General features: G+C 71.9%; 21 protein-coding genes and 1 pseudogene. 10 read left to right on the top strand and 12 right to left on the bottom strand.

Annotated features, from left to right (window positions below):
• Positions 1–8: 8 nt before the first annotated feature.
• On the top strand, positions 9–872 hold the full coding sequence (locus C4J65_RS08035; protein WP_115741781.1) for a phosphatase PAP2 family protein: 864 nt from the start codon (positions 9–11) through the stop codon (positions 870–872).
• Between the two features lie 116 nt (positions 873–988).
• On the opposite strand, the gene C4J65_RS08040 is transcribed toward C4J65_RS08035, so the two are convergent.
• Positions 989–3,985, bottom strand: coding sequence for a bifunctional [glutamine synthetase] adenylyltransferase/[glutamine synthetase]-adenylyl-L-tyrosine phosphorylase (locus C4J65_RS08040; protein WP_115741782.1), 2,997 nt, complete (start codon positions 3,983–3,985; stop codon positions 989–991).
• 174 nt (positions 3,986–4,159) lie between these two features.
• Here C4J65_RS08040 and C4J65_RS08050 point away from each other — a divergent pair, with 174 nt between their 5' ends.
• The 3 genes from C4J65_RS08050 (at position 4,160) to C4J65_RS08060 (ending at position 5,205) form a co-directional block, all read left to right on the top strand.
• Complete coding sequence (locus C4J65_RS08050; protein ID WP_115741783.1) at positions 4,160–4,423, top strand: type II toxin-antitoxin system prevent-host-death family antitoxin; 264 nt, start codon at positions 4,160–4,162, stop codon at positions 4,421–4,423.
• Positions 4,420–4,674 carry a Txe/YoeB family addiction module toxin gene (locus C4J65_RS08055; protein WP_115741784.1) on the top strand — a complete coding sequence of 85 codons (255 nt, stop codon included), beginning with the start codon at positions 4,420–4,422 and terminating at the stop codon, positions 4,672–4,674. The genes C4J65_RS08050 and C4J65_RS08055 overlap by 4 nt, the downstream gene beginning before the upstream one ends.
• Positions 4,675–4,758: 84 nt before the next feature.
• Positions 4,759–5,205 carry a VOC family protein gene (locus C4J65_RS08060; protein WP_115741785.1) on the top strand — a complete coding sequence of 149 codons (447 nt, stop codon included), beginning with the start codon at positions 4,759–4,761 and terminating at the stop codon, positions 5,203–5,205.
• A 28-nt stretch (positions 5,206–5,233) separates the two neighbouring features.
• On the opposite strand, the gene C4J65_RS08065 is transcribed toward C4J65_RS08060, so the two are convergent.
• The 3 genes from C4J65_RS08065 to C4J65_RS08075 form a co-directional block, all read right to left on the bottom strand.
• Positions 5,234–7,009: an NAD+ synthase gene (locus C4J65_RS08065; RefSeq protein ID WP_115741786.1), complete on the bottom strand. Its 1,776-nt coding sequence runs from the start codon at positions 7,007–7,009 to the stop codon at positions 5,234–5,236.
• Positions 7,010–7,126: 117 nt separating this feature from the next.
• Entirely contained in the window at positions 7,127–7,753 is a 627-nt protein-coding gene (locus C4J65_RS08070) for a DUF305 domain-containing protein (protein WP_115741787.1), read from the bottom strand.
• Entirely contained in the window at positions 7,750–8,418 is a 669-nt protein-coding gene (locus tag C4J65_RS08075; protein WP_115741788.1) for a DUF3105 domain-containing protein, read from the bottom strand. Before C4J65_RS08075 ends, C4J65_RS08070 begins: the two co-directional genes overlap by 4 nt.
• A gap of 291 nt (positions 8,419–8,709) precedes the next feature.
• Here C4J65_RS08075 and glnA point away from each other — a divergent pair, with 291 nt between their 5' ends.
• Positions 8,710–10,071: a type I glutamate--ammonia ligase gene (glnA, locus tag C4J65_RS08080; RefSeq protein WP_003976572.1), complete on the top strand. Its 1,362-nt coding sequence runs from the start codon at positions 8,710–8,712 to the stop codon at positions 10,069–10,071.
• 45 nt (positions 10,072–10,116) lie between these two features.
• Here the strand turns inward: glnA and C4J65_RS36515 are convergent.
• Together C4J65_RS36515 and C4J65_RS08090 are read right to left on the bottom strand one after the other, a co-directional pair.
• A pseudogene (locus tag C4J65_RS36515) lies at positions 10,117–10,263 on the bottom strand (DUF1772 domain-containing protein); the annotation flags it as partial.
• Positions 10,264–10,318: 55 nt separating this feature from the next.
• Entirely contained in the window at positions 10,319–11,245 is a 927-nt protein-coding gene (locus tag C4J65_RS08090) for a LysR family transcriptional regulator (RefSeq protein ID WP_115741789.1), read from the bottom strand.
• A 70-nt stretch (positions 11,246–11,315) separates the two neighbouring features.
• Between C4J65_RS08090 and C4J65_RS08095 the strand changes: the two genes are divergently transcribed.
• The gene (locus C4J65_RS08095; RefSeq protein WP_115741790.1) at positions 11,316–12,260 is read left to right on the top strand and encodes an NAD-dependent epimerase/dehydratase family protein; all 945 of its coding nucleotides are present in this window, start codon (positions 11,316–11,318) and stop codon (positions 12,258–12,260) included.
• 15 nt (positions 12,261–12,275) lie between these two features.
• The gene (locus C4J65_RS08100; protein WP_115741791.1) at positions 12,276–13,160 is read left to right on the top strand and encodes an aldo/keto reductase; all 885 of its coding nucleotides are present in this window, start codon (positions 12,276–12,278) and stop codon (positions 13,158–13,160) included.
• A 47-nt stretch (positions 13,161–13,207) separates the two neighbouring features.
• On the opposite strand, the gene C4J65_RS08105 is transcribed toward C4J65_RS08100, so the two are convergent.
• Entirely contained in the window at positions 13,208–15,298 is a 2,091-nt protein-coding gene (locus C4J65_RS08105; protein WP_115741792.1) for a serine/threonine-protein kinase, read from the bottom strand.
• 508 nt (positions 15,299–15,806) lie between these two features.
• Here C4J65_RS08105 and C4J65_RS08110 point away from each other — a divergent pair.
• From C4J65_RS08110 to C4J65_RS08120, 3 genes are all read left to right on the top strand, one after another.
• Positions 15,807–16,031, top strand: a complete 225-nt coding sequence (locus C4J65_RS08110) for a hypothetical protein (RefSeq protein ID WP_115741793.1) — start codon at positions 15,807–15,809, stop codon at positions 16,029–16,031.
• Between the two features lie 155 nt (positions 16,032–16,186).
• Complete coding sequence (locus C4J65_RS08115; RefSeq protein ID WP_115741794.1) at positions 16,187–17,014, top strand: MBL fold metallo-hydrolase; 828 nt, start codon at positions 16,187–16,189, stop codon at positions 17,012–17,014.
• Complete coding sequence (locus C4J65_RS08120; RefSeq protein ID WP_240330384.1) at positions 17,007–17,735, top strand: hypothetical protein; 729 nt, start codon at positions 17,007–17,009, stop codon at positions 17,733–17,735. The genes C4J65_RS08115 and C4J65_RS08120 overlap by 8 nt, the downstream gene beginning before the upstream one ends.
• Here the strand turns inward: C4J65_RS08120 and C4J65_RS08125 are convergent.
• The 5 genes from C4J65_RS08125 to C4J65_RS08145 all read right to left on the bottom strand — a co-directional run bounded on the left by C4J65_RS08125 (position 17,719) and on the right by C4J65_RS08145 (position 22,256).
• Complete coding sequence (locus tag C4J65_RS08125; protein ID WP_115741795.1) at positions 17,719–17,940, bottom strand: DUF397 domain-containing protein; 222 nt, start codon at positions 17,938–17,940, stop codon at positions 17,719–17,721. The two genes, C4J65_RS08120 and C4J65_RS08125, sit on opposite strands and share 17 nt — an antisense overlap.
• Positions 17,937–18,788, bottom strand: coding sequence for a helix-turn-helix transcriptional regulator (locus C4J65_RS08130; protein ID WP_115741796.1), 852 nt, complete (start codon positions 18,786–18,788; stop codon positions 17,937–17,939). The genes C4J65_RS08125 and C4J65_RS08130 overlap by 4 nt, the downstream gene beginning before the upstream one ends.
• Positions 18,789–18,909: 121 nt before the next feature.
• Positions 18,910–19,782, bottom strand: a complete 873-nt coding sequence (locus C4J65_RS08135) for an alpha/beta fold hydrolase (RefSeq protein WP_115741797.1) — start codon at positions 19,780–19,782, stop codon at positions 18,910–18,912.
• 73 nt (positions 19,783–19,855) lie between these two features.
• Positions 19,856–21,082 (bottom strand): MFS transporter, encoded by a 1,227-nt coding sequence (locus C4J65_RS08140; protein WP_115741798.1) that lies wholly within the window; start codon positions 21,080–21,082, stop codon positions 19,856–19,858.
• A 121-nt stretch (positions 21,083–21,203) separates the two neighbouring features.
• Positions 21,204–22,256, bottom strand: coding sequence for an endonuclease/exonuclease/phosphatase family protein (locus C4J65_RS08145; RefSeq protein WP_115741799.1), 1,053 nt, complete (start codon positions 22,254–22,256; stop codon positions 21,204–21,206).
• Between the last annotated feature and the right edge of the window lie 75 nt (positions 22,257–22,331).

A 22,331-nucleotide genomic window follows, 5' to 3' on the forward strand; every position in this document is an offset into this window, starting at 1 on the left:
TCATGCCTATGGGTGACGCGACCGTGAGGACTCGGGAACGCCTGGAGGACGGCGCTCCGCACCCCGTCACAGAGACGACGGGGAAGAGCCTCCTGTCCCGGCTCCGCACCCCGCGCCGCCCCCGCCTGTGGTTCGAGATCCTGCTGATCGCGCTCAGTTACTGGACGTACTCCCTCGTCCGCAACGCGGTGCCGGAGCAGCGGACCGCGGCCCTGCGCAACGCCGACTGGATCTGGCACGTCGAGCAGCAACTGGGCATCGCCGTCGAGGAGTCCGTCAACCACGCCGTCAACTCGGTGACTTGGCTGGTCGTGGGCATGAACTACTACTACGCCACGCTGCACTTCGTGGTGACTCTGGGTGTCCTGGTGTGGCTCTTCCGCAGCCATCCCGGCCGCTACGCGGCGACCCGGCTGGTGCTCTTCGCGACCACGGGCGTCGCCCTGGCCGGCTACTACCTGTATCCGCTCGCCCCGCCGCGGCTGATGAACGGCGAACACTTCGTCGACACGGTGATGGTCCACCAGACCTGGGGGTCGATGGCGTCGGGGGACCTGAAGAACATGTCCAACCAGTACGCCGCGATGCCGTCGATGCACATCGGGTGGTCGGTGTGGTGCGGGCTGACGATCTTCGTGCTGGCGTCGGTGCCGTGGGTGCGGGTGCTGGGGCTGGTGTATCCGGCGCTCACGCTGGTGGTGATCGTGGCGACGGCGAACCACTTCTGGCTGGACGCGGTGGGGGGTGTGGCGTGTCTGGCGTTCGGGTACGGGGTGGCTTACGTCTGGTACGGGAGCCTGCCGTACCGGTTGCCCAGGGTGGTGCCGGTCGCCGCGCGGCGGCGGAAGGTGTGGTTGCCGGGGCGCGCGTAGCTGCGGGCAGTCGTGCCGCTGGGGCGGCACGGGTGGGCGCAGCGGCACCCCGCAACGCGGGACTGTGCGACCCATAGCCCCAGCAGCAGGGGCGCGTGCGGCCGCGGCGGCAGCCGTTACGCGTAGAACAACTCCTCCACCACCGTGCGAGCCCGGCGGGCCGTGCGGCGGTATTCGTCGAGCATGTCGCCCGCGTGGCCCGAGCCGTGGCCGAGATAGCGGCCCACGGCGGCCAGCTCGCGCGGGTCGGTGGGGAACGTGTCGCCGGCCCGTCCGCGGACCAGCATCACCGCGTTGCGGACCCGTGTCGCCAGCACCCACGCCTCGTCGAGCGTGGCGGTGTTCTCCTCCGAGACCAGCCCGGCGTCCCGCGCGGCGGCCAGCGCCGCGCGCGTCCCGGTGGTCCGCAGCGCGGCGATCTCGTGCCCGTGCCGCAGCTGGAGCAGCTGCACGGTCCACTCCACGTCGGACAGGCCGCCCGGACCCAGTTTGGCGTGCAGCTTGGGGTCGGCCCCGCGCGGCAGCCGCTCGGACTCCATCCGGGCCTTGAGCCGCCGGATCTCCCGTACGGCGTCCTCCCCGAGCCCGCCCGCCGGGTACCGCAGGGGGTCGATCAGCTCGATGAAGCGCCGCCCCAGCTCCTCGTCCCCGGCGACGAACTCGGCCCGCAGCAGGGCGTGCGACTCCCACCCCAGTGACCAGCGCCGGTAGTAGGCCTCGTACGACTTGAGGGTCCGCGCCAGGGGCCCCGACCTGCCCTCGGGCCGCAGGTCGGCGTCGATCAGCAGCGGCGGGTCGGCGCTCGGCACCTGGAGCAGGCGGCGCATCTCGGAGACGACCTTGTTGGCGGCGTCGCCCGCCTCCCGCTCGCCCACCCCGTCGCGGGGCTCGTGCACGAACAGCACGTCGGCGTCCGAGCCGTAGCCCAGCTCGTGTCCGCCGAAGCGGCCCATGCCGATGATCGCGAACCGGGTCGGCAGGACGTCGCCCCACTTGTCCCGCACGACCGCCCGCAGCGTACCCGCGAGCGTCGCCGACGTCAGGTCGGACACGGCGCCGCCGACCAGGTCCACCAGGGCGCCCTGGTCGGCCTCGACGGGCTGGGCCTCGGTGCCGTAGGAGCCGACGATGTCCGCGGCGGCCGTGCGGAACAGCTCCCGGCGCCGTACGCCGCGCACCGCGGTGACGGCCTGTACGGCGTCGTCGGCGCGACGGACCGCGGCGAGGGTCTCCTGCTCCAGCTGGGCGCGGCCGCGCGGCCGCAGTCCCCCGGCGACGCCGTCGCCGAGCAGTGCGACGGCCTCCGGGGCCCGCATCAGCAGGTCGGGGGCGAGCCGTCCGGCGGACAGGACGCGGGCGAGGTTCTCGGCGGCGGCGCCCTCGTCGCGCAGCAGCCTGAGGTACCAGGGTGTGGTGCCGAGCGCGTCGGAGACCTTGCGGAAGTTGAGCAGCCCGGTGTCCGGGTCGGCGGAGTCGGCGAACCAGCCGAGCAGCACGGGCAGCAGGGTGCGCTGGATGGCCGCCTTGCGGGTGACGCCGGACGCCAGCGCCTCCAGGTGCCGCAGGGCGGCGGCCGGGTCGGCGTAGCCGAGGGCGACCAGGCGCTCCCGGGCGGCCTCGGGGCTGAGCCGGGCCTCGCCGGGGGCGAGCTGGGCGACGGCGTCGAGCAGCGGCCGGTAGAACAGCTTCTCGTGCAGCCTGCGGACGACGGCCGCGTGCCGCTTCCACGCCCGCAGCAGCCCGGTCACCGGGTCGTTGCGCAAGCCCAGGGAGCGCCCCATGCGGCGCAGGTCGGCCTCTTCCTCGGGCACGAGATGGGTGCGGCGCAGCCGGTGCAGCTGGATGCGGTGCTCCATGGAGCGCAGGAAGCGGTACGCCTCGTCGAGCTGGGCGGCGTCGGTCCGGCCGACGTAGCCGCCGGCGGCGAGGGCCTCCAGCGCGTCCAGCGTCGTGCCGCTGTGCAGGGAGGTGTCGGCGCGTCCGTGCACCAGCTGGAGGAGCTGCACGGCGAACTCGACGTCCCTGAGGCCGCCGGGCCCGAGCTTGAGCTGCCGGTCCACCTCGGTGACGGGGATGTTCTCCACCACCCGGCGGCGCATCTTCTGCACGTCCGGGACGAAGTTCTCGCGGTCGGCGGCCTGCCACACCAGGGGCTGGAGGGCGGCGACGTACTCGGCGCCGAGCCCGGGGTCGCCGGCCACCGGGCGGGCCTTGAGCAGCGCCTGGAACTCCCAGGTCTTGGCCCAGCGCTGGTAGTAGGCGACGTGGCTGCTGAGGGTGCGCACCAGGGGGCCGTTGCGGCCCTCGGGGCGGAGATTGGCGTCGACGGGCCAGATGGAGCCCTCGACGGTGGTCTCGGAGCAGATCCGCATCATGTGCGAGGCCAGCGAGGTGGCGGCCCGCAGTGCCTTGGTCTCGTCGGCGTCGGCGTCGGCGGGCTCGCCCACGAAGATGACGTCGACGTCGGAGACGTAGTTCAGCTCGTGTCCGCCGCACTTGCCCATCGCGATCACCGCGAGCCGGCACCGGGCGGCGTCCTCGGGCGCGGCGGCCTCGGCGAGGGCCAGGGCGGCGCGCAGGGTGGCGGTGGCGAGGTCGGCCAGCTCGGCGGCGGTCTCGGCGACGTCGATGGTGCCGCAGACGTCGCGGGCGGCGATGGACAGCAGGCAGCGCCGGTAGGCGACGCGCAGGGTCACCGGGTCGGTGGCCTCGGCGAGCCCCCGCTCGAACTCCTCGACGCCGCGGTGCAGGTCGCGCGGCTCGTACGTCACCAGGGCCTGCCAGTCCCCGGCGTGCCGGGCGAGGTGGTCGGCGAGCGCCTCGGAGGCGCCGAGCACACCGAGGAGACGGTCGCGCAGCGGCTTGGCCGCTATCAGGGTGTCCAGCAGCTCCTGACGGGCGGTGGGGTCGGGCTGCGCCTCCAGGAGCCGTACCAGTCCGTGCAGGGCGAGGTCCGGGTCGGCGGTGGCGCCCAGCGCCTCCAGCAGGACGGGATCGGCGCGCAGCTCGGCCAGCTCGGCCCCGTCCAGCAGCCGTTCGGCGGCCGAGGGATCGGTGAAACCGTGCCGCAGCAGCCGCGTGAAGGTACTGCTCCTGCGCCCCGGCGCCGTCATCTCGGCCTCCTGTCGGACAGTGGGGCACATGGGCCCGGGTGGGATCAAGGTCGTACGGGCTGAGCGTAGCCGGGGAACGGCGTGCGGGCGCCGGGACGTACCGCTCCCGCTCTCCGGTGGACCGCCCCGGACTCGTACGATATCTTGTACAAGCCGAGGAAGGGAGGCACTGGTATGTCCATCACCGCCAGCGAAGCCCGTCAGAATCTGTTCCCGCTGATAGAGCAGGTCAACGAGGACCATGCCCCGGTGCACATCACCTCCCGCAAGGGGAACGCCGTGCTCATGTCCGAGGAGGACTTCACGGCGTGGACGGAGACGGTGCATCTCCTGCGCTCGCCGCGGAACGCCCGCCGGCTGCTCGACTCCATCGCGGAGGCCGAGTCGGGCGACGCACGCCGGCGTGAGCTGATCGACCCGGACGCGGAGCGGGCGTGAGGATCACTTTCACGTCCCACGGCTGGGAGGACTACGTCCACTGGGCCGAGAGCGACCGGAAGGTGACCAAGCGGATCAACAGACTGATCGCCGACATCGCCCGTGACCCGTTCAAGGGCGTCGGCAAGCCGGAGCCGCTCAAGGGCGACCTGTCCGGCTACTGGTCACGGCGCATCGACGACACGCACCGTCTTGTGTACAAGCCCACCGATGACCTGCTGGTCATCGTCCAGGCGCGCTACCACTACTGACACCCGCCCAGTACTGGCGCCCGCCAGTACTGGCGCCCGCCGGTACCGACACCCGCGACCGACGAAAGCCGAAGGAGTCACGCCATGGACTTCACGCTCGAAGTCATCCCGCTCCCCGTCACCGACATCGACCGCGCCCGGGACTTCTACCGCGACAAGGTCGGCTTCCACGTCGACATCGACCAGGAGGTCATGCCGGGCATGCGGATCGTCCAGCTGACGCCCCCGGGCTCCGGCTGTTCGGTCGCCCTCGGCGACGCCATCTGGGACATGGCCCAGGGGCAGACCCGGCCCGAACCGGGCTCGTACCAGGGCCTCCAGCTCTGCGTCGCCGACATCAAGGCGGCGCACGCGGAGCTGACCGCCCGTGGTCTGGAGGTCTCGGAGCCGGTGCAGTACGCCCCGGACGACGGTGCCACCTTCATGTACTTCAAGGACCCGGACGGCAACGGCTGGGCGGTCCAGGAGTACCGGCGCCGGGTGGCGGAGCCGCTGCACAAGGCGCTGGCCGACCTCAAGCGCGAGGGCTGACCGGCCCCGCCGCCCCGAGCCGGCCGCCTCAGCCGCTCTCCCGCCAGCGGTTGGTGACCGGCAGGCGGCGGTCCTTGCCGAAGCCCTTGGCCGAGATCTTGGTGCCCGGCGGGTACTGCCGTCGCTTGTACTCCGCGGCGTCCACCATGCGCAGCGTCCGCGTCACCAGCTCCCGGTCGTACCCGGCGGCGACGATCTCGTCCGCGCCCCGGTCCTCGTCGACGTACCGGGCGAGGATGGCGTCCAGCACCGGGTAGTCCGGCAGCGAGTCCGTGTCGACCTGGCCCGGGCGCAGCTCCGCGCTCGGCGGCTTGGTGATCGAGTTCTCCGGGATCGGCGGGGTCCGGCCGCGGTCCCGGGCCGCGCGGTTGCGCCACTCGGCGAGACGGAAGACCGAGGTCTTGTACACGTCCTTGACGGGTCCGTACGCGCCCACCGAGTCGCCGTACAGCGTCGAGTAGCCGACCGCCAGCTCCGACTTGTTGCCGGGGGCCAGCACGAGGTGGCCCTCCTGGTTGGAGAGCGCCATCAGCAGCGTGCCGCGCAGCCGGGACTGGAGGTTCTCCTCCGCCAGGCCGGTGAGCTCCAGCGCGCCCGTGTACGCGTCGAACATCGGCTCGATGGGCATGGTGCGGTAGTTGAGGCCGGTGCGCCGGGCCAGCTCGGCCGCGTCGTCCCTGGAGTGCCCGGAGGAGTACCTGGACGGCATCGAGACGCCGTACACGTGCTCGGCGCCGAGCGCGTCGCAGGCGATCGACGCGACCAGCGCGGAGTCGATGCCGCCGGACAGCCCGATCAGCACCGAGCGGAAGCCGTTCTTCGCGACGTACGCGCGCAGGCCGGTGACGAGCGCCGAGTAGACCTCCTCGTCGTCGTCCAGCGGCTCGGCGTGCCCGCCGGACCGCCACGGCTCCCCGGCGGGCAGCGGCTGCTCCCGCCCGGCCTCCCCGGAGAGCACCACCCGGTCGATGCGCAGTCCGTCGTCCACGACGCCCGTGGGCGCCTCGGCCTCCGTCCCGGCGGCGGGCAGGTCGAGGTCCAGCACCACGCAGCCCTCGGTGAACTGCGGCGCCCGGGCCAGCACCGTCCCGTCCCGGTCGACGACGATCGAGTCGCCGTCGAAGACCAGCTCGTCCTGCCCGCCGGTCATGGCGAGGTAGGCGGTGGTGCACCCGGCCTCCTGCGCGCGCTTGCGCACCAGCTCCAGGCGGGTGTCGTCCTTGTCCCGCTCGTAGGGGGAGGCGTTGACGGAGAGCAGCAGGCCGGCCCGCGCCGAGCGGGCGGCCGGCACCCGGCCGCCGTCCTGCCACAGGTCCTCGCAGACGGCCAGCGCCACGTCCACGCCGCGTACCCGCACCACGGGCAGGGTGTCGCCGGGCACGAAGTAGCGGAACTCGTCGAAGACGCCGTAGTTCGGCAGGTGGTGCTTGGCGAAGCTCAGCGCCACCTCGCCGCCGTACAGCACGGCCGCCGCGTTCTGCGGGGCACCGGCTGGCTGGCCGTACCTCGGCCGGGCCGTCGCCGAACGGTCGAGGTAACCGACCACCACGGGGACTCCGCCGAGGCCCTCGTCCGCCAGCCGCGCCGCCAGGGAGCGCAGGGCGGTGCGGGAGGCCTCGACGAAGGACGGCCTGAGGGCCAGGTCCTCCACCGGGTAACCGGTCAGCATCATCTCCGGGAACGCCACCAGGTGCGCTCCCTGCCCGGCCGAGTGCCGGGTCCAGCGCAGGACCGACTCGGCGTTGCCGTCGATGTCGCCGACGGTGGAGTCGATCTGGTTGAGGGCGAGTCGTAGTCGAGGCACGCGTCCACTGTAATCGTCAGAACGACACTATGGGGCGGCGGACGTGTTACCGGATCATGTCCAAAACCTCACGCCCGGCGCCTCACGCCCGTCGCCCTGCGCCCTACGCCCGCCGCTTCACGCCCGCGGCTTCGCGCCCCGCTCGGCGAGCAGGTCGGCCATCAGCCGGATCTCCGACTCCTGGGACTCCACCATCCCGCGGGCCAGCCGCTTCTCCACGCCGACGGTGCACCTTTCGACGCACCCCTTCGCCATGTGGACGCCGCCCTTGTGGTGCTCGGTCATCAGCTGGAGGTAGTAGACCTCGGCCTGCTTGCCGTCCAGCGTCCCGAGCTTCTCCATCTCGGCGTCGGTGGCCATCCCCGGCATCAGCGAGCCCTCACCGGCGGAGGGCGCGTCGCCCATGCCCATCCAGGTCATCGGCGGGTCGGACGACACCTTGGGCAGCGCCCACAGGTCGAGCCAGCCGATCATCATGCCGCGCTGGTTGGCCTGGGTCTGCGCGATGTCGTACGCGAGCCGCCGCACCTCCTCGTCGTCGGTGCGGTCGCGCACGATGTACGACATCTCCACGGCCTGCTGGTGGTGGACCGACATGTCCCGCGCGAACCCGGCGTCCGCGGAGTCGGCGGCCGGGACCTTGCCGCCGCCGTCGTCCCCGGCGACCGCGTAGGTGATCCCCCCGGCCGCGACGAGCACGGCGGCCGCGGCGCCCGCGATCCAGCCGGCCCGTTTCGTGGTCACTGGGACAGTCCGTTGGTGCACGCGGCCCCCGGCTCGGGGGTCTGCTGACCCTGCACGAACTTCTCGAAGAACTTGTCCACGTTCGGGTCGTCGGCGCCGGTCACCGTGCGCTGGTGCCCCCACGCGGACAGCACGATCGGGTCCTTCTGCTTGTCGTCGGGGCTCATCAGCGAGTACGGCGTCTTCTTGACCTTGGCGGCCAGCTTGTCGACGTCGGCCTCGGGGGCGTCGTCGGTGTACGTCACCCAGACGGCGCCGTGCTCCAGGGAGTGCACGGCGTTCTCGTTGTTCAGCGGCTTGGTGTAGACGTCGCCGTTGCAGTTCATCCAGACCTGGTTGTGGTCGCCGCCGACGGGGGGCTCGACGGGGTAGGTCACCTTCTTGGTGACGTGGTTGCGCCCCAGGTCGCCCTTCCAGGTCCGAACGCCGTCCGCGCCGGTCTCGAACTTGCCGGAGGTCTTGCCGTCGGACGCCGTGTCGCCGGAGGAGTCGTCGGACTGCGACCGGACGAGGAAGACGCCGCCGACGACGAGACCGGCGACGACCACGGTGCTGAGCGTGATCGTGAGGATCCGGTTCCGGCGGTCGCGGGCCTCCTCGGCACGCCGCATCTCGGCTATGCGGGCCTGTCGCGCCGTGTTGCTGCTCTTCTTGGCGGAACCCATGGGGTGTTGCCCTTCTGGGAAGGAATCTGGGGAACGGACGACCGTGAGGTCCGCTGATCGTAATGGCGCGGGGCCCGTCCTTCGTAGGGCGGGCACAGGTTCCGTCCCGGCCGGATCCCCGGAATGGCCCGATCGAACAGGTGGCCTCTACGCTGCGGTCACGGGGTGGGCCGGCCGACGGAGGTCCGCAACGCACACGTAACGGCGCTGTGGTGTGATGCTCAAGTGCCCGACCGCCTCCCGCCGTACCGGAGACAGGCGGCCTGACCAGCAAGGATGGGGAAGCGGAAGATGGACAAGCAGCAGGAGTTCGTGATCCGGACGCTGGAGGAGCGCGACATCCGGTTCGTACGCCTGTGGTTCACGGACGTGCTGGGCTTCCTCAAGTCCGTCGCCGTGGCCCCGGCCGAGCTGGAGCAGGCCTTCGACGAGGGCATCGGCTTCGACGGCTCCGCGATCGAGGGCTTCGCCCGGGTCTACGAGTCCGACATGATCGCCAAGCCGGACCCGTCGACGTTCCAGGTCCTGCCCTGGCGGGCGGAGGCCCCCGGCACGGCCCGCATGTTCTGCGACATCCTCATGCCGGACGGCTCGCCGTCCTTCGCGGACCCGCGCTACGTCCTCAAGCGCGCCCTGGCCCGCACCTCCGACCTGGGCTTCACCTTCTACACCCACCCGGAGATCGAGTTCTTCCTGCTGAAGGACAAGCCGGTCGACGGCTCGGTCCCGACCCCCGCCGACAACTCCGGCTACTTCGACCACACCCCGCAGAACATCGGCATGGACTTCCGCCGCCAGGCGATCACCATGCTGGAGTCGATGGGCATCTCGGTGGAGTTCTCCCACCACGAGGGCGCCCCCGGCCAGCAGGAGATCGACCTGCGCTACGCGGACGCGCTCTCCACGGCCGACAACGTCATGACGTTCCGCCTGGTCATGAAGCAGGTCGCCCTCGAGCAGGGCCTCCAGGCCACCTTCATGCCGAAGCCGTTCTCGGAGTACCCGGGCTCGGGCATGCACACCCACCTCTCCCTCTTCGAGGGCGACCGCAACGCGTTCTACGAGTCCGGCGCGGAGTACCAGCTCTCCAAGGTGGGGCGCTCCTTCATCGCGGGCCTGCTCCGCCACGCCGCCGAGATCTCCGCGGTCACCAACCAGTGGGTGAACTCCTACAAGCGCATCTGGGGCGGCACCGAGCGCACCGCCGGCGCGGGCGGCGAGGCCCCCTCCTACATCTGCTGGGGCCACAACAACCGCTCGGCCCTGGTCCGGGTCCCGATGTACAAGCCCGGCAAGACCGGCTCGGCCCGCGTCGAGGTCCGCTCCATCGACTCCGGCGCCAACCCTTACCTGACCTACGCCGTCCTCCTCGCCGCCGGCCTCAAGGGCATCGAGGAGGGCTACGAACTCCCGCCGGGCGCCGAGGACGACGTCTGGGCCCTGTCCGACGCGGAGCGCCGCGCCCTGGGCATCGAGCCCCTCCCCCAGAACCTGGGCGAGGCCCTCGCCCTGATGGAACGCAGCGACCTGGTCGCCGAGACCCTGGGCGAACACGTCTTCGACTTCTTCCTCCGCAACAAGCGGCAGGAGTGGGAGGAGTACCGGTCGCAGGTGACGGCGTTCGAGCTGCGGAAGTCGTTGCCGGTGCTGTAGGGCGGGCTTCGGCGACCCGGTGGAGCAGCCCCCCGGGCTCATCCGCTCCCTCCCGTCATCGGGCCGGTTCTCGGGGGTCCACGTCTTGTTCGGGCTGTTGATCGGGACGAGCAGCAGCGACATGGCCACGCTGAGGATCAGCGGCGCGCCGGCGGTGACGACGAGGCCGGCGCCGTGATGGTGCCACCCGGCGGCGGTCTCCCTCGGCCGAATGAGGACCAATGAGAACCAATGGGAACGAATGGGGTCATGCCGTGGGGTGCGGGTCGGTCCGGTCCAGTACCGCTGCCTGTCGCTGGAGGGCTCCCACCATTGTCACGACCTGGGGAAGACCGCGGCGGTGGATGGTGGCAACGCCGACGTGCCGGGTCGGGGCCGGCGGCACGACGGGGACGGTGCGTACTCCCGCCACCGGCGGGGTCTGCGCGATGGAGGGGATCAGTGAGATTCCCAGGCCCGCGGCGACGAGCGAGCGGGCGAAGAAGTAGTCGGTGGTCGTGCTGCGCACCTCGGGGTCGAAACCGGCACGTTCGGCGTAACGGCGCAGGTACGCCTCGGTCTTGAGGCAGCCGAGCACCCAGGGCTCGGCGGCCAGCTCCGCGATGTCGAGCGACTCCCGGCCTGCCAGGGGATGGGCGTCGGGCAGGACGACGTGCAGGGGGTCGTCGAAGAGTGGCGTCCACACCAGGCTGGAGGTCGGGCCGAGCCGGCCGGGCAGCGGGCCGTCGAAGTGGTAGGCGAGTGCGAGATCCACCGCTCCCTGACGGACCAGCGGGAGGCTGTCTTCGGGCTCGGCCTCCCTGACGTGGACGACGGTGCCGGGGTGGGCGGTGGCCAGGTGAGTGAGCGCGCGGGGCAGGAGGAGCCTGCCCCCGCTGGTGAACGTGGCGATGGTGATCTGGGTGCGGCCGGTGCCGAGTCGATCGACCTGCCGCTGGGCGTGGACGAGCTCCGCGGCCACCGACTCGGCGGCCCCGACCATGATCCGGCCGGCCGGGGTCAGGGTGACTCCGCGGGTACTGCGCGCGACGACCTGGGCTCCGAGACTGCGCTCGAGTGCGGCGACCTGCTGGGAAACGGCCGAGGGCGTGAGGCGGAGCGCTGCCGCCGCCCGGTTGAAGCTGCCGTGTTCGGCCACCGTCCGCAGGACACGGAGCCGCTGCACATCGATCAACAGTAATCCTTAATACGTAGCCAGTAATTGAGCACTTCTGCTGTCGACTGTAGGTGTTCAGGATGGGGGCATGAAGAGGATCTGCGTGATCGGCGGAAGCCGCTATTTCGGCAAGGTTCTGGTGGGGCGCCTGCAGACGGCGGGCCATCGGGTCACGGTGCTCAACCGCGGCTCCGCCCCGCCGCCGGAAGGGACCGAGCACCTCCTTGCCGACCGTGACGACGAGGCCGGTCTGATCGCCGCACTGGGGTCGCGCACCTTCGACGCGGTCGTGGACCAGGTCTGCTACACCCCGGTGCAGGCCGCGATCGCCGCCCGGGCCTTCAGCGGCCGCACCCGGCGCTACGTCATGACCTCCACCATCGAGGTCTACGATCCGGCAACCGCCGCGCTGCCCGCGGTCCCGCCCGGAACACCGGTACCCGAGGAGACGGTCGATCCGGCCGCCTGGCTGGTCCGGACGGACCTGCCCTGGCACGACCCGGCCTACCTCCAGGAGCACTACGCCGAAGGCAAGCGCCAGGCCGAGGCCGTACTGGCCCGGCACAGCGGTTTCGCTTTCGCCACCGTACGCAGCGCCCACGTCCTCGGTGGCGGCGCGGCGGAGTTCACCGGGCGGCTCGCGCACTACACCGAGCACATCAGCCGCGGCACACCGGTCACCGTGCACGCCGGGGCGCTGCCCACGGTCTTCATCCACTACGAGGAACTGGCGGAGCTGCTGCGGTGGGCGGCGACGCTCACCGATGCCACGGGCCCGGTCAACGCCTGCTCCGACGGCCTGCTCGACGTCTACGGCCTCGGTGCCGTCGTGGCGGCGCGGGCCGGCCGGGAGGCCCGGTACCGCAGCGTCGCCGTGGGCGAGCCGGCCTCGCCGTTCTCGTTCGACCGGCACTACGCCATGAGCAACGCCCGCGCGAAAGAACTGGGCTTCTCCTTCTCCCGCACCACCGACTGGCTCCCCGACGCCGTGACCGAAGCCCTGGCCGCCGCCGACGGCGCCTTCGCCTCCTGAGGAACGGACCCCTCCATGCAGAGCCGTACCATCGGCGACACCGTCGTGAGCGCCATCGGCCTGGGCGCCATGCCCCTGTCCATCGAGCACCGACCGGACGAACGGCGGGCCGTCGCCACCGTCCACGCCGCCCTGGACGCCGGTGTCACGCTCATCGACACCGCCGACAGCTACCACTGGCACGCCGGCGAATCCGGCCACAACGAGCTGCTCATCTCCCGGGCCCTGGCCCGCTACGGCGGCGACACCTCCCGCCTGCTCGTCGCCACGAAGGGCGGCCGCGGCCGCCCCGGCGACGGCAGCTGGACCGTGGACGCCGGCCCCGAACACCTCAAACGCGCCGCGGAGGCGTCCTTGAAGCGGCTGGGCGTGGAGTCCATCGGCCTCTACCAACTGCACAAGCCGGACCCGGCCGTGCCCTGGGCGGAGTCCGTGGGCGCGCTGCGGGAGCTGCTCGACGCCGGCACCATCCGGGCCGCCGGGATCTCCAACGTCACCGTCGGCCAGATCCGGGAAGCGCACACGATCCTCGGCCACGGCCTCGTGTCCGTGCAGAACCAGTACTCACCGGCCGTCCGCGACAGTGAGCCCGAGCTGCGGCTGAGCACCCGGTTGGGGCTGGCCTTCCTGCCCTGGAGCCCACTGGGCGGCATCTCACCCAGCTCCCTCGACGGCACTCGCGGCCCGACTGCCGCGGGCACGGCCTTCCACCGCGTCGCGGCCGCGCACGGCGTCAGCCCGCAGCAGGTCGCCCTGGCGTGGCTGCTGACCCGCTCCCCGGCAGTGATCCCGGTACCGGGTGCCAGCCGCCCGGCGTCGATCCTGGACTCCGTCGGGGCCACCGAGCTCGAGCTGAGCGAGGCGGAGCGAAACCGCCTGGACGAGCCTCTGCCCGGCTGAACCGGCACCACGCACGGACGGGGCGGTTTCCGTCACGGTGGACCCGCTCAGTGAGCGGTCGTGGCCGGGACCTTCCACAGCCGTACGCCGTGGTTCGCCCTCGGGTCGTTCGCGGGGCCGTACTGGTCCGGGGCGTCGGAGTCCTCGTCGGGTTCGTCGACGCCCCCGAGGGTGGTGCCGGCGAGGAGGCGTCCGTCGGGGCTGAACGCCAGCTCCTGGATCTTGTCGTAGCCGTAGCCGCTGTCGTCGTCCGACAGGACGGCGCTCGGTTTGCGGTCGGCCAGGTTCCACAGCAGCACCCCGCCGTCGGCGGTGACGGCGAGGCTCCGGCCGTCGGGGCTGAACGCCAGGTCCCGGGCCTGGACGCGGTCGTTGGCGAGGGTGGCCTTCAGGCGGCCGGTGGCCACGTCCCACAGCCGGACGTCGCTGTGCGGCCCGCCGGTGGCGAGGGTCTTGCCGTCGGGGCTGAAGGCGACGGCGTAGGTGACGTCGTCGACGGCGAGGGTGAGGCGGGGGTCGCCCTGTCCGTAGGGCTTCGGGTCGATCCGGGTCACGTCCCACAGCTTGACCGGCTCGTGGTCCGGGAACCTGCGCTTGTCGGAGGGGTCGCCGACGGTCGCGAGGGTCTTCCCGTCGGGGCTGAACGCCACGTCCATCGTGCGCACCTCCTGGGTGAAGTGGGCGCGCGCGTCCTCGCTGCGGCTGTCGACGTCCCACAGCTCGGAGCCGACGATGTTGCCGAAGGCGATCCGCTTGCCGTCGGGGCTGAGGGCGAGGGCGTAGGTGTGTTCCTTGATGCGGCGGATCTCCCGTCGCCCCGCCACGTCCCAGACGCCGACCAGGTTGTTGTAGGTCCTCGCGGCCAGCGTCTTCCCGTCGGCGCTGAAGGTCACGTTGAGGATGCTCATCGGCTCCCCCCGCCAGTCCTTCTCGGTGAGGGTGGCGCGCACCTTGCGCGTGGTGACGTCCCAGAGCCTGATCCTGCCGTCCTCGCCGCCGGTGGCGAGCGTCCTGCCGTCCCGGTCGAACGCGATGCCGGTGCTCCCCTTGGCGAAGATGTCGGTCGCCGCGACCACGGGGTAGGGCTGTTTGCTCTTCGGGGGCTTCCCGGACGAGGGCAGCAGCGTCACGACCAGGACGACGACCAGCGCGATGGCAGCGACGACGCCGAGCAGGGCGGCGTACGGCGGCGTGGACGGGGGCGCGGGATCGGTGTCCGGGGCCGGGGTACGCGCCGGGGCGGTGGCGGTGGGCGCGTCCGGGCCGGTCGCCGGGGGCGTGGAGACGACGGTGGGGGTACGGCCGTCATCGAACTCCCCGTTCGCGGCCCGGCCGCAGAGCCGGATCACCTCGGCGGGCGTCGGCCGCCGGGCCGGGTCCTTCTCCAGGCAGAGCGCGACGACGCCGCGCACGGACTCGGGGCAGCCTTCGAGGTCCGGCGCCGCCTCCAGGATCCGGTACGCCACCGCGGGGTCGCTGCCGCCGCCGAACGCGAGCCGTCCGGTGGCGGCGAAGTGGGCGACGAGACCGAGCGCGAAGACGTCACCGGCCTCGGTCACCTCCTGCCCCCGGATGTACTCGGGCGCCATGTAGGCCGGGGTTCCGGCGCGCATGCCGGTGGCGGTCAGGGCGGTGTGGTCGGCGGCGCGGGCGATGCCGAAGTCGATGACCTTGGGTCCGTCGGCGGTGAGGACGATGTTGGAGGGCTTCAGGTCGCGGTGGATCACTCCGGCGGCGTGGATCGTCTCCAGCGCCTCGGCGACCCCGGCCGTCAGCGCGAGCACCTCGGCGGCGGGCAGCGGCCCCCGTTCACCGACGGCCTGCTGGAGGGAGGGCCCGGGGGCGTAGGCCGTGGCGAGCCAGGGTTCGTCGGCCTCCAGGTCGGCCGCGACCACGGGCACGGTGTAGAGCCCCTGGACGCGCCGGGCCGCCGCGACCTCCAGCGCGAACCGCCTGCGGAACTCCGGGTCGGCGGCGTACGCACGGTGGACGACCTTGACGGCCACGGCACTCCCGGCGGGCGTACGTCCGAGGTAGACGCGGCCCATCCCGCCCTCGCCCAGCAGCCGCTCCAGCCGGTAGGGACCGATCTCCGCCGGTATGTCACCAGCGGCAGGGTCCGACCTACGGTCCGTCATCCCGCGAGCGCTTCGGTGGATGCGGTGCAGCGGATCATGACTCTCCCCAGCCTCTGCTCGACGAAGGCTCGCGGCCCTGGGCGGCGAACCTGCGCCCGGATCATTCCACAACCGATGTGTCACACCCCAGGGCCGGGGTCCGGCCCCCGGATCGGTCCCGGAAAACCCGTGAATCTCCACAGAGATCATCAGCCGGCCGCACCGCCGGGGTGCGTCCGCCGCCCACCTGGCGGGCCGAGCGAGTCATGCTCGCCGGGAGCCTCCGCGCCTCGGGGGGCGGTGTGAAGATCGGGACGCTTTCCCTGACCGCATTCACACACTCGTGCATGCGGCGACGCCGTGCGGCGGAGGCCGACGACTCGACGATGGTGGACCGTTCGGCCCCGTGCTTTGATCGGTGCGCGGCACGCCGGTGGCCCGTGCCGGAGGCCCCCAACTCCGGACCCGGGCATGCGCACCGCACCGCTCTCCCTTCCCCAGACTTCCCCCAGAAAGGAACAGACCTGCCATGAACACTGTCCCCCAGGTCGAAACCGCCGAGATCTCCGACGCCGACCTGGACCGGGTCTCCGGCGGCATCGGCCTCACCGCGGGCACGGCCCTCGTCGCGGGCGACGGCGCGTTCGCCGCCGGCCTCCACGCGGAGTCCGGCCCGTTCGCCCTCACCGGCGGCCTCGGCGTCTCGGCTCCCTTCGGCGGTGCGGCGGCCCACGCCCACACGACGAGCGTCTGAGCTGACCGCAGCCCCGCACCACACCGGGCCCCGGACCACCGCGTCCGGGGCCCGGTTCGCGTGCCAGGCAACCGGGTTGTCCAAAGGGCTGCGTTGCCCGAGTGTCCGGAACTACCGTCTCGGCAGGAGTTTGCGGGCTGATGTGAGGAGACCTCATGCTGACGCCGGTCGCGGACGGTGTGCTGGTACACCAGAGCGAGTTGCTGCGGAACAACACCGTGGTCGTGCAGGGCGAGGCCGGTGTGCTGGTCGTCGATCCCGGGTTGACGACCAGCGAGATGGGCTGCCTGGCGGAGGACCTTCGCCGGTTGGGCCAGCCCGTCGTGGCAGGTTTTGCGACGCATCCGGATTGGGATCACGCGTTGTGGCACGCCGAACTCGGGCAGGTGCCGCGTTACGGCACGGCCCGCTGTTCGGCGTACCTGCGAGAGCTCCGCTCGGAAGAGGGGTGGAAGGCTCGCGTCGCAGAAGGGCTGCCGCCGGAAATCGCCGAAGAGACACCGTTGGAACTGTTCGGTCTCATCGTGGGGTTGCCCGCTGGAGCGGAGCTGATTCCGTGGAACGGGCCTGAGGTACGGGTGATCGAACATCCGGCTCATGCTCCGGGCCATGCGGCGCTGTTGGTCGAGGATCGCGGGGTGCTTGTCGCCGGCGACATGCTGTCCGATCTCTTCGTTCCGATGCTCGACGACACGGAGCATCCGGTTGAGGACTATCTCACCGGGCTACGACTCCTGGAGAAGGTGGCGGACGACGTCGAAGTGCTCGTGCCGGGGCACGGAGCCGTCGCCCTCGCCGATCAGGTCCGGGTGCGGATCGGTCAGGACCGGGAGTATCTGCACGCGCTGAGGGACGGCCGCGCTCCGGACGACCCGAGGCTCGGGCCTTCGGTCGAGCCCGGCTGGGAGTGGGTGAACGACATCCACGAAGGCCAGGCCGCGAGGATGGCGCGACGAGGCGAACAGAACGGCGCCGATGGCTAGTCGGCAGGGGCCGTTCGGCGCGGCGGCCGGGGGGAGGGAACGCGTGGTGCGGGAGTGCTGGTTCTGCGGGGAGGAGACTCCACCGTCGTGGCACGACCACGTCCTGGGGTTGCACAAGGACACGGACACCACCATGACCCCGTTCATCATCGTCCTGCGCTCCACCTGGCGGATGGAAATCGTGTCCGTGCCACGCTGCGCCCGCTGCCACACCGGACACCAGTTGGAACGGACCGCGGCGGTACTCTCCGTCGCCGCGTTGATCGCCTACGCCGCCAGTGGCCAGCTGGACCGGCTGCTGGGCATCCTGTCGCCCTCGACCGGGGAGCGGGTGGTCGCGGCGATCTGGGCGGCCGTCGCCTGCCTGCCGGGGCTCGTCTGGATCGCGATCCGCCTGGGCCGGCTGCCGTGGCAGCGCCTGGCGCCCCGCCGCATGGGCTACGCCCGCCACCACCCGGAGTACCTGGAACTCCGGGCGGACGGCTGGAAGCCCAGGGCGGGACCTCTCCACTACTGGCGAAGCCCGCCCAACCCCCATCACCCTCCGCCCGCGAATCGCCCCCGGCGGCTGATCGGGGGCTCCTTCGAGCTGCTCGGAGCAGCCTGCGGACTCGCCGTCCCCGTCGCCTATTTCCAGGGCTACGAAGAACTGGCCGGAGTCCTCATCGCGGCAACGGCCGGGCTGCTCTTCGTGGCCTCGAAGGTCAAACCCGAGGACTGACCGCGCCCGGCCAGGCCACGAACATCGTCCACGTCGCCGATTCGACGGCGAGGCGGGGGCCGTCGGGGCGCTTGGAGTCGCGGATGTGGATGGTGGCGGGGGCTATCGCGACCTCGACGCAGTCGCTGGGATTGCTGGTATCGCTGTAACTGCTCTTGAACCAGGCCAGGTCGGCGAGGTGTGCAGGTGTGTCCTTACCGGTCATGTCTCCCCCAGCAGTTGTTCGATGAAGGCCGCTGATTCCCGGGCGGGCAGCGCCTCGGCTCGGATACTGCCATAGCGCAGTTCGAGGATGCGCAGCTGCCGGGGGTCCGCGACAGGCCGACCGCCGAACTCGTCGTCGGCCCGGCCGACCGCCGTGCCGTCTTCAAACTTGAGTACCTGCATGCGTCCTCCTCCCGGATGGTCGCCGCGGGACGTAGGCATCACCTGGATCTCCACGTGCCGCATTTGCTGCACTTCCAGCAGGTGTTCGAGCTGGCGCCGCAGAACCATCATGCCTCCCACGGGACGCCTGAGGGTCGCCTCCTCCTGGACAAAACTGAGTTCCGGGGCCGGATCCCGTTCGAGCATCGCCCTGCGCCCCATCCGTGCGGCGAGGGCGCTCTCCATCTCGTCGTCGGTGAGGGCAGGTCGCCGCCTGCCGAGCAGTGCGCGCGCGTACTCCTCGGTCTGGAGAAGCCCGTGCAGGCTGTAGCTGCCGTACGAAAGCGACTCGACGGCTCGCGACTCCATCTTCGCCAGGTCCCGCACCTGCTTGGGATACCGGACCCTCTTCACGTCCTCCCACGCCGCAGCGATGAGGCCGCCCGCGTCGAGGACCTGGTCCGCCTTCTCCAGGTACTCCCGCCGGGGGATCCGCTTCCCGCCCTCGACCTTGTAGACCAGGTCCTCCCCGTAACCGACCGCCACCCCGAAGTCGCCCGCCCGCATGCCCACCGCCTCGCGGCGCAGTTTCAGCTGCCTCCCCACGGTGGTGAGGACGGCCACGCCCCACTCGTCGTCCGGGTCGACCTCCCAACCCAGCTCGTCCGCCTCGCCGTTCACCGGCATCCGCACCCCTCCGTCGTACGCGTCCTATCGCGATGGGCGTCACGTTAGACGCAGAGGCAACGCAGGGTGACGGGATACGGGCACCCTGTCACTCGGACGTGCGGCACCGTTCCCGGCGGCGTCAGCGGGCCGCGCCGTGCGTCAGCGAGGTCAGGATCTCCTCGGCGTGCGTCCACAGCAGGGCCCCGCCGATGCCGGGGACGACGTTGCGGCGGGCGCCGGGGATGCGGGAGGCGAGCAGGGCGCCGTTGTCGGGCGAGTGTGCGGTGTCGTGCTCGCCGTACCAGATGTCGACGGGCAGGGCGAGGGAGCCGAGGGCGAAGGGCCACCGTCCCAGGGCCAGGACCGTGTCGCGGGCGTAGCCGGCCGCCGCGCCCCGGGCGAATCCCTCGGCGAGGGCGCGGCGGTAGGCGGCGGAGAAGCCGGGGTCCCGGTACACGGCGAGGTCGGAGTCCGGGCTGCCGTCCATGACCAGGTCCCACATCCTCTCGGCGTCGAAAGCCGCGAAGAACTCCTCGGCGCCCGAGGGGTCGTGCACCGCGCGTTCGGTCAACGCACGCAGTTCGGCGGGCAGTACGGCGGCGAACTCGGGGGCCGCCACCTCGTCGGCGGCCGACACCAGGGCCAGCGCGGAGGCGAGGCCCGCCTCCGCGCAGGCGAGGGCGAACGGAGCGCCCTGCGAGTTGCCGACCACGGCGGGACGGTCGAAGCCGCGCCGGGCGCACAACTCCCGCACGTCGGCGGCGAAGTCGGCGAAGGTTCGGCCGGGTGCGGGCGTGGACGCGCCCAGGCCGGGCCGGTCGACGGAGACGAGTCGGATGCCGAGGGCGGCCACGGCACCGGGGCCGAAGCCGAGGCGTCGGCTGGTGGCCGCGCCGGGGCACAGCAGAACCGGCGTGCCTTCCTGCGGGCCCCACTCGGCCCAGCCGAGCAGGCGTCCGTCCGGCAGCCGCGTCTCACCGAGGCGGGCGGGGGTGGCGGTGTGGACGATCATGGTCCCCATCATGCTGCGGGGGCGGGCCGCTCCGCACCGCCCTTTCCGCCGACGCGCGCCGGGCGGGCGCCCGTCACCGCCGTACCGCCTCCACCGCCTCCGGCACGTGCCCCGCGACCACGCGCTCACGGCTGGGCGCCGGTGCGGTGGCGGTGCGGCGGCGGTCCACCGCCCGTGCCGTGCCCGCGACCGCGAGACCGAGGACCGCCAGGGCCGCGCCCGCCGTCGCCGGGGAGGTGACCCCGAATCCGGCGGCCAGGGCGAGGCCGCCGATCCAGGCGCCGCCGGCGTTGGCGAGGTTGAAGGCGGCCTGGTTGGCGGAGGAGGCCAGGGAGGGGGCCGCGGCGGCCTTCTCCATCACCATGAGCTGGAGGGGCGAGCCGGTGACGAAGGCGGCCATCCCGAGCAGGGCCACCGACACCGCGGCCGTGACCGGCGTGCGCATCAGCAGGGGGAAGGACGCCAGCACGACGACCAGGGAGGCGAGGCCGCCGAAGAGGGTGCCGCGCAGGGAGTGGTCGGCCAGGCGTCCGCCGAGCAGGTTGCCCGCGGTGGCGCCGACGCCGAAGAGGGCCAGCAGCAGCGTCACGCTGGTCTCGGCGAACCCGGCGGCGTCGGTCAGCATCGGCGTGATGTAGCTGTACGCGGCGAAGAGCGCGCCGAAGCCCGCGACCGTCGTGCCGAGCGCCAGCCAGACCGGCAGGGAGCGCAGGGCGGCCAGTTCGCCGCGCAGGCCGGTGGTGGGAGCGGGGGCGCTGTCTCGCGGGATCAGGAGGGCCAGCGCCGCGATCGCCGCCACGCCGATCACGCTCACGCCGAGGAAGGTGGCCCGCCAGCCGAGCTGCTGGCCCATCGCGGTGGCGGCGGGGACGCCGACGATGTTCGCGACGGTGAGACCGAGGAACATCAGGGAGACGGAGCGGGCCCTGCGTTCCGGCCCGACCATGCCGGTGGCGACGACCGCGCCGACGCCGAAGAAGGCGCCGTGCGGCAGGCCGCTGACGAAGCGGGCGGCCAGGAGGGAGACCTCGCCGGGGGCGACGGCCGACAGGGCGTTGCCGAGGACGAAGAGCGCCATGAGGGCGATCAGGACGGTGCGGCGGGACATCCGGGCCGTGGCCGCCGCGAGCAGCGGGGCGCCGACGACGACGCCGAGCGCGTAGGCGGAGACGAGGTGACCGGCGGTGGGGATGGAGATGCCCAGGTCGTCCGCGACGTCGGGCAGCAGGCCCATCATCACGAACTCGGTGGTACCGATGCCGAAGGCGCCCACGGCAAGGGCGAGCAGGGCCAGGGGCATGAGGGGGTCTCGCCTTTCGAGAGCGGGGTCGCGTACGGGAGGCCGGGAGGGCCCGGCGGGGACGACTGTATGTTCCCGTACGGAACAAAGACTCTCAGGGCGGGTATTCCGCAGGCGAATTCTAGGAAGCCGTTGTGTCGACCTTCACACGCGCGGCGATCGGCAGGTGGTCGCTGCCGGTCGCCGGGAGGGTCCAGCTGGTCATCGGCTCCACGCCGGTGACCAGGATCTGGTCGATGCGGGCCATCGGGAAGGACGCCGGCCAGCTGAAGCCGAAGCCGCTGCCCACGGCGCCCTGCGGGGAGCGCAGCTGGGAGGTGATCGCGGTGAGCGCACGGTCGTTCATGGTGCCGTTGAGGTCACCGAGGAGGATCTTGCGGGGCAGCTTCTCGTTCTCGATGGCCTCGCCCAGGGCGGCGGCGCTCTTGTCCCGCTGCCGGGCGGTGAATCCGGCCTCCAGCTTCACCCGTACGGAGGGCAGGTGGGCGACGTACACCGCGATCGGTCCGGACGGGGTGGCGACGGTGGCGCGCATCGCGCGCTTCCAGCCCAGCTCGATGTCGACCGGCTTCACGTCGCTGACCGGGTACTTGCTCCACAGCCCGACGGTGCCGACGACCTCGTGGTGCGGGTACTTCGCCGCCAGCGCCTTCTCGTACGTCGGTACGGCGGACGCCTTCAGTTCCTCCAGGGCCATCACGTCCGCACCGGCGGCGGCGACGGCACGGGCGGTGCCCGCCGGGTCGGCGTTGTCGGCGTTGACGTTGTGCGTGGCCACGGTGAGGTCGCCGCCGGAGCCGGTCTTGTCGAAGAGCAGGCCGCCGAAGAGGTTCAGCCACACGCTCACCGGCAGCACCAGCGCGATCAGCGCCGTCACCGACTTGCGGACCAGGGCGATCACCAGCAGGACCGGGATCAGCAGGCCGAACCACGGCAGGAAGGTCTCGGTGAGGCTGCCGAGGTTGCCGATGGCGTTCGGGATGTGCGAGTGGGCCGCCATGACCGCCGACAGGAGCAGTGCGACCACGGCCGTGACCAGGCCACGGCTCCAGATCCGGCGGTCCCCGCGCCAGCCGCTGACCGCCCGGTCGAACAGGCGCCGAATCCGGTTCTCCCGGCGCTCGGGGTCCGAGCCGCCGCTGTCCGTCTCCGTCATGTACGCCTGCTGCGCCATACCGTTGCCTCACTGCCTGCTGTGCACACCGTCGCCCCCTGTGACTCAGCACCATAGGGGATGATCGGTTCCGAT

Origin of the sequence: Streptomyces sp. CB09001 (assembly GCF_003369795.1) — a bacterium.
Lineage (GTDB): Bacteria > Actinomycetota > Actinomycetes > Streptomycetales > Streptomycetaceae > Streptomyces.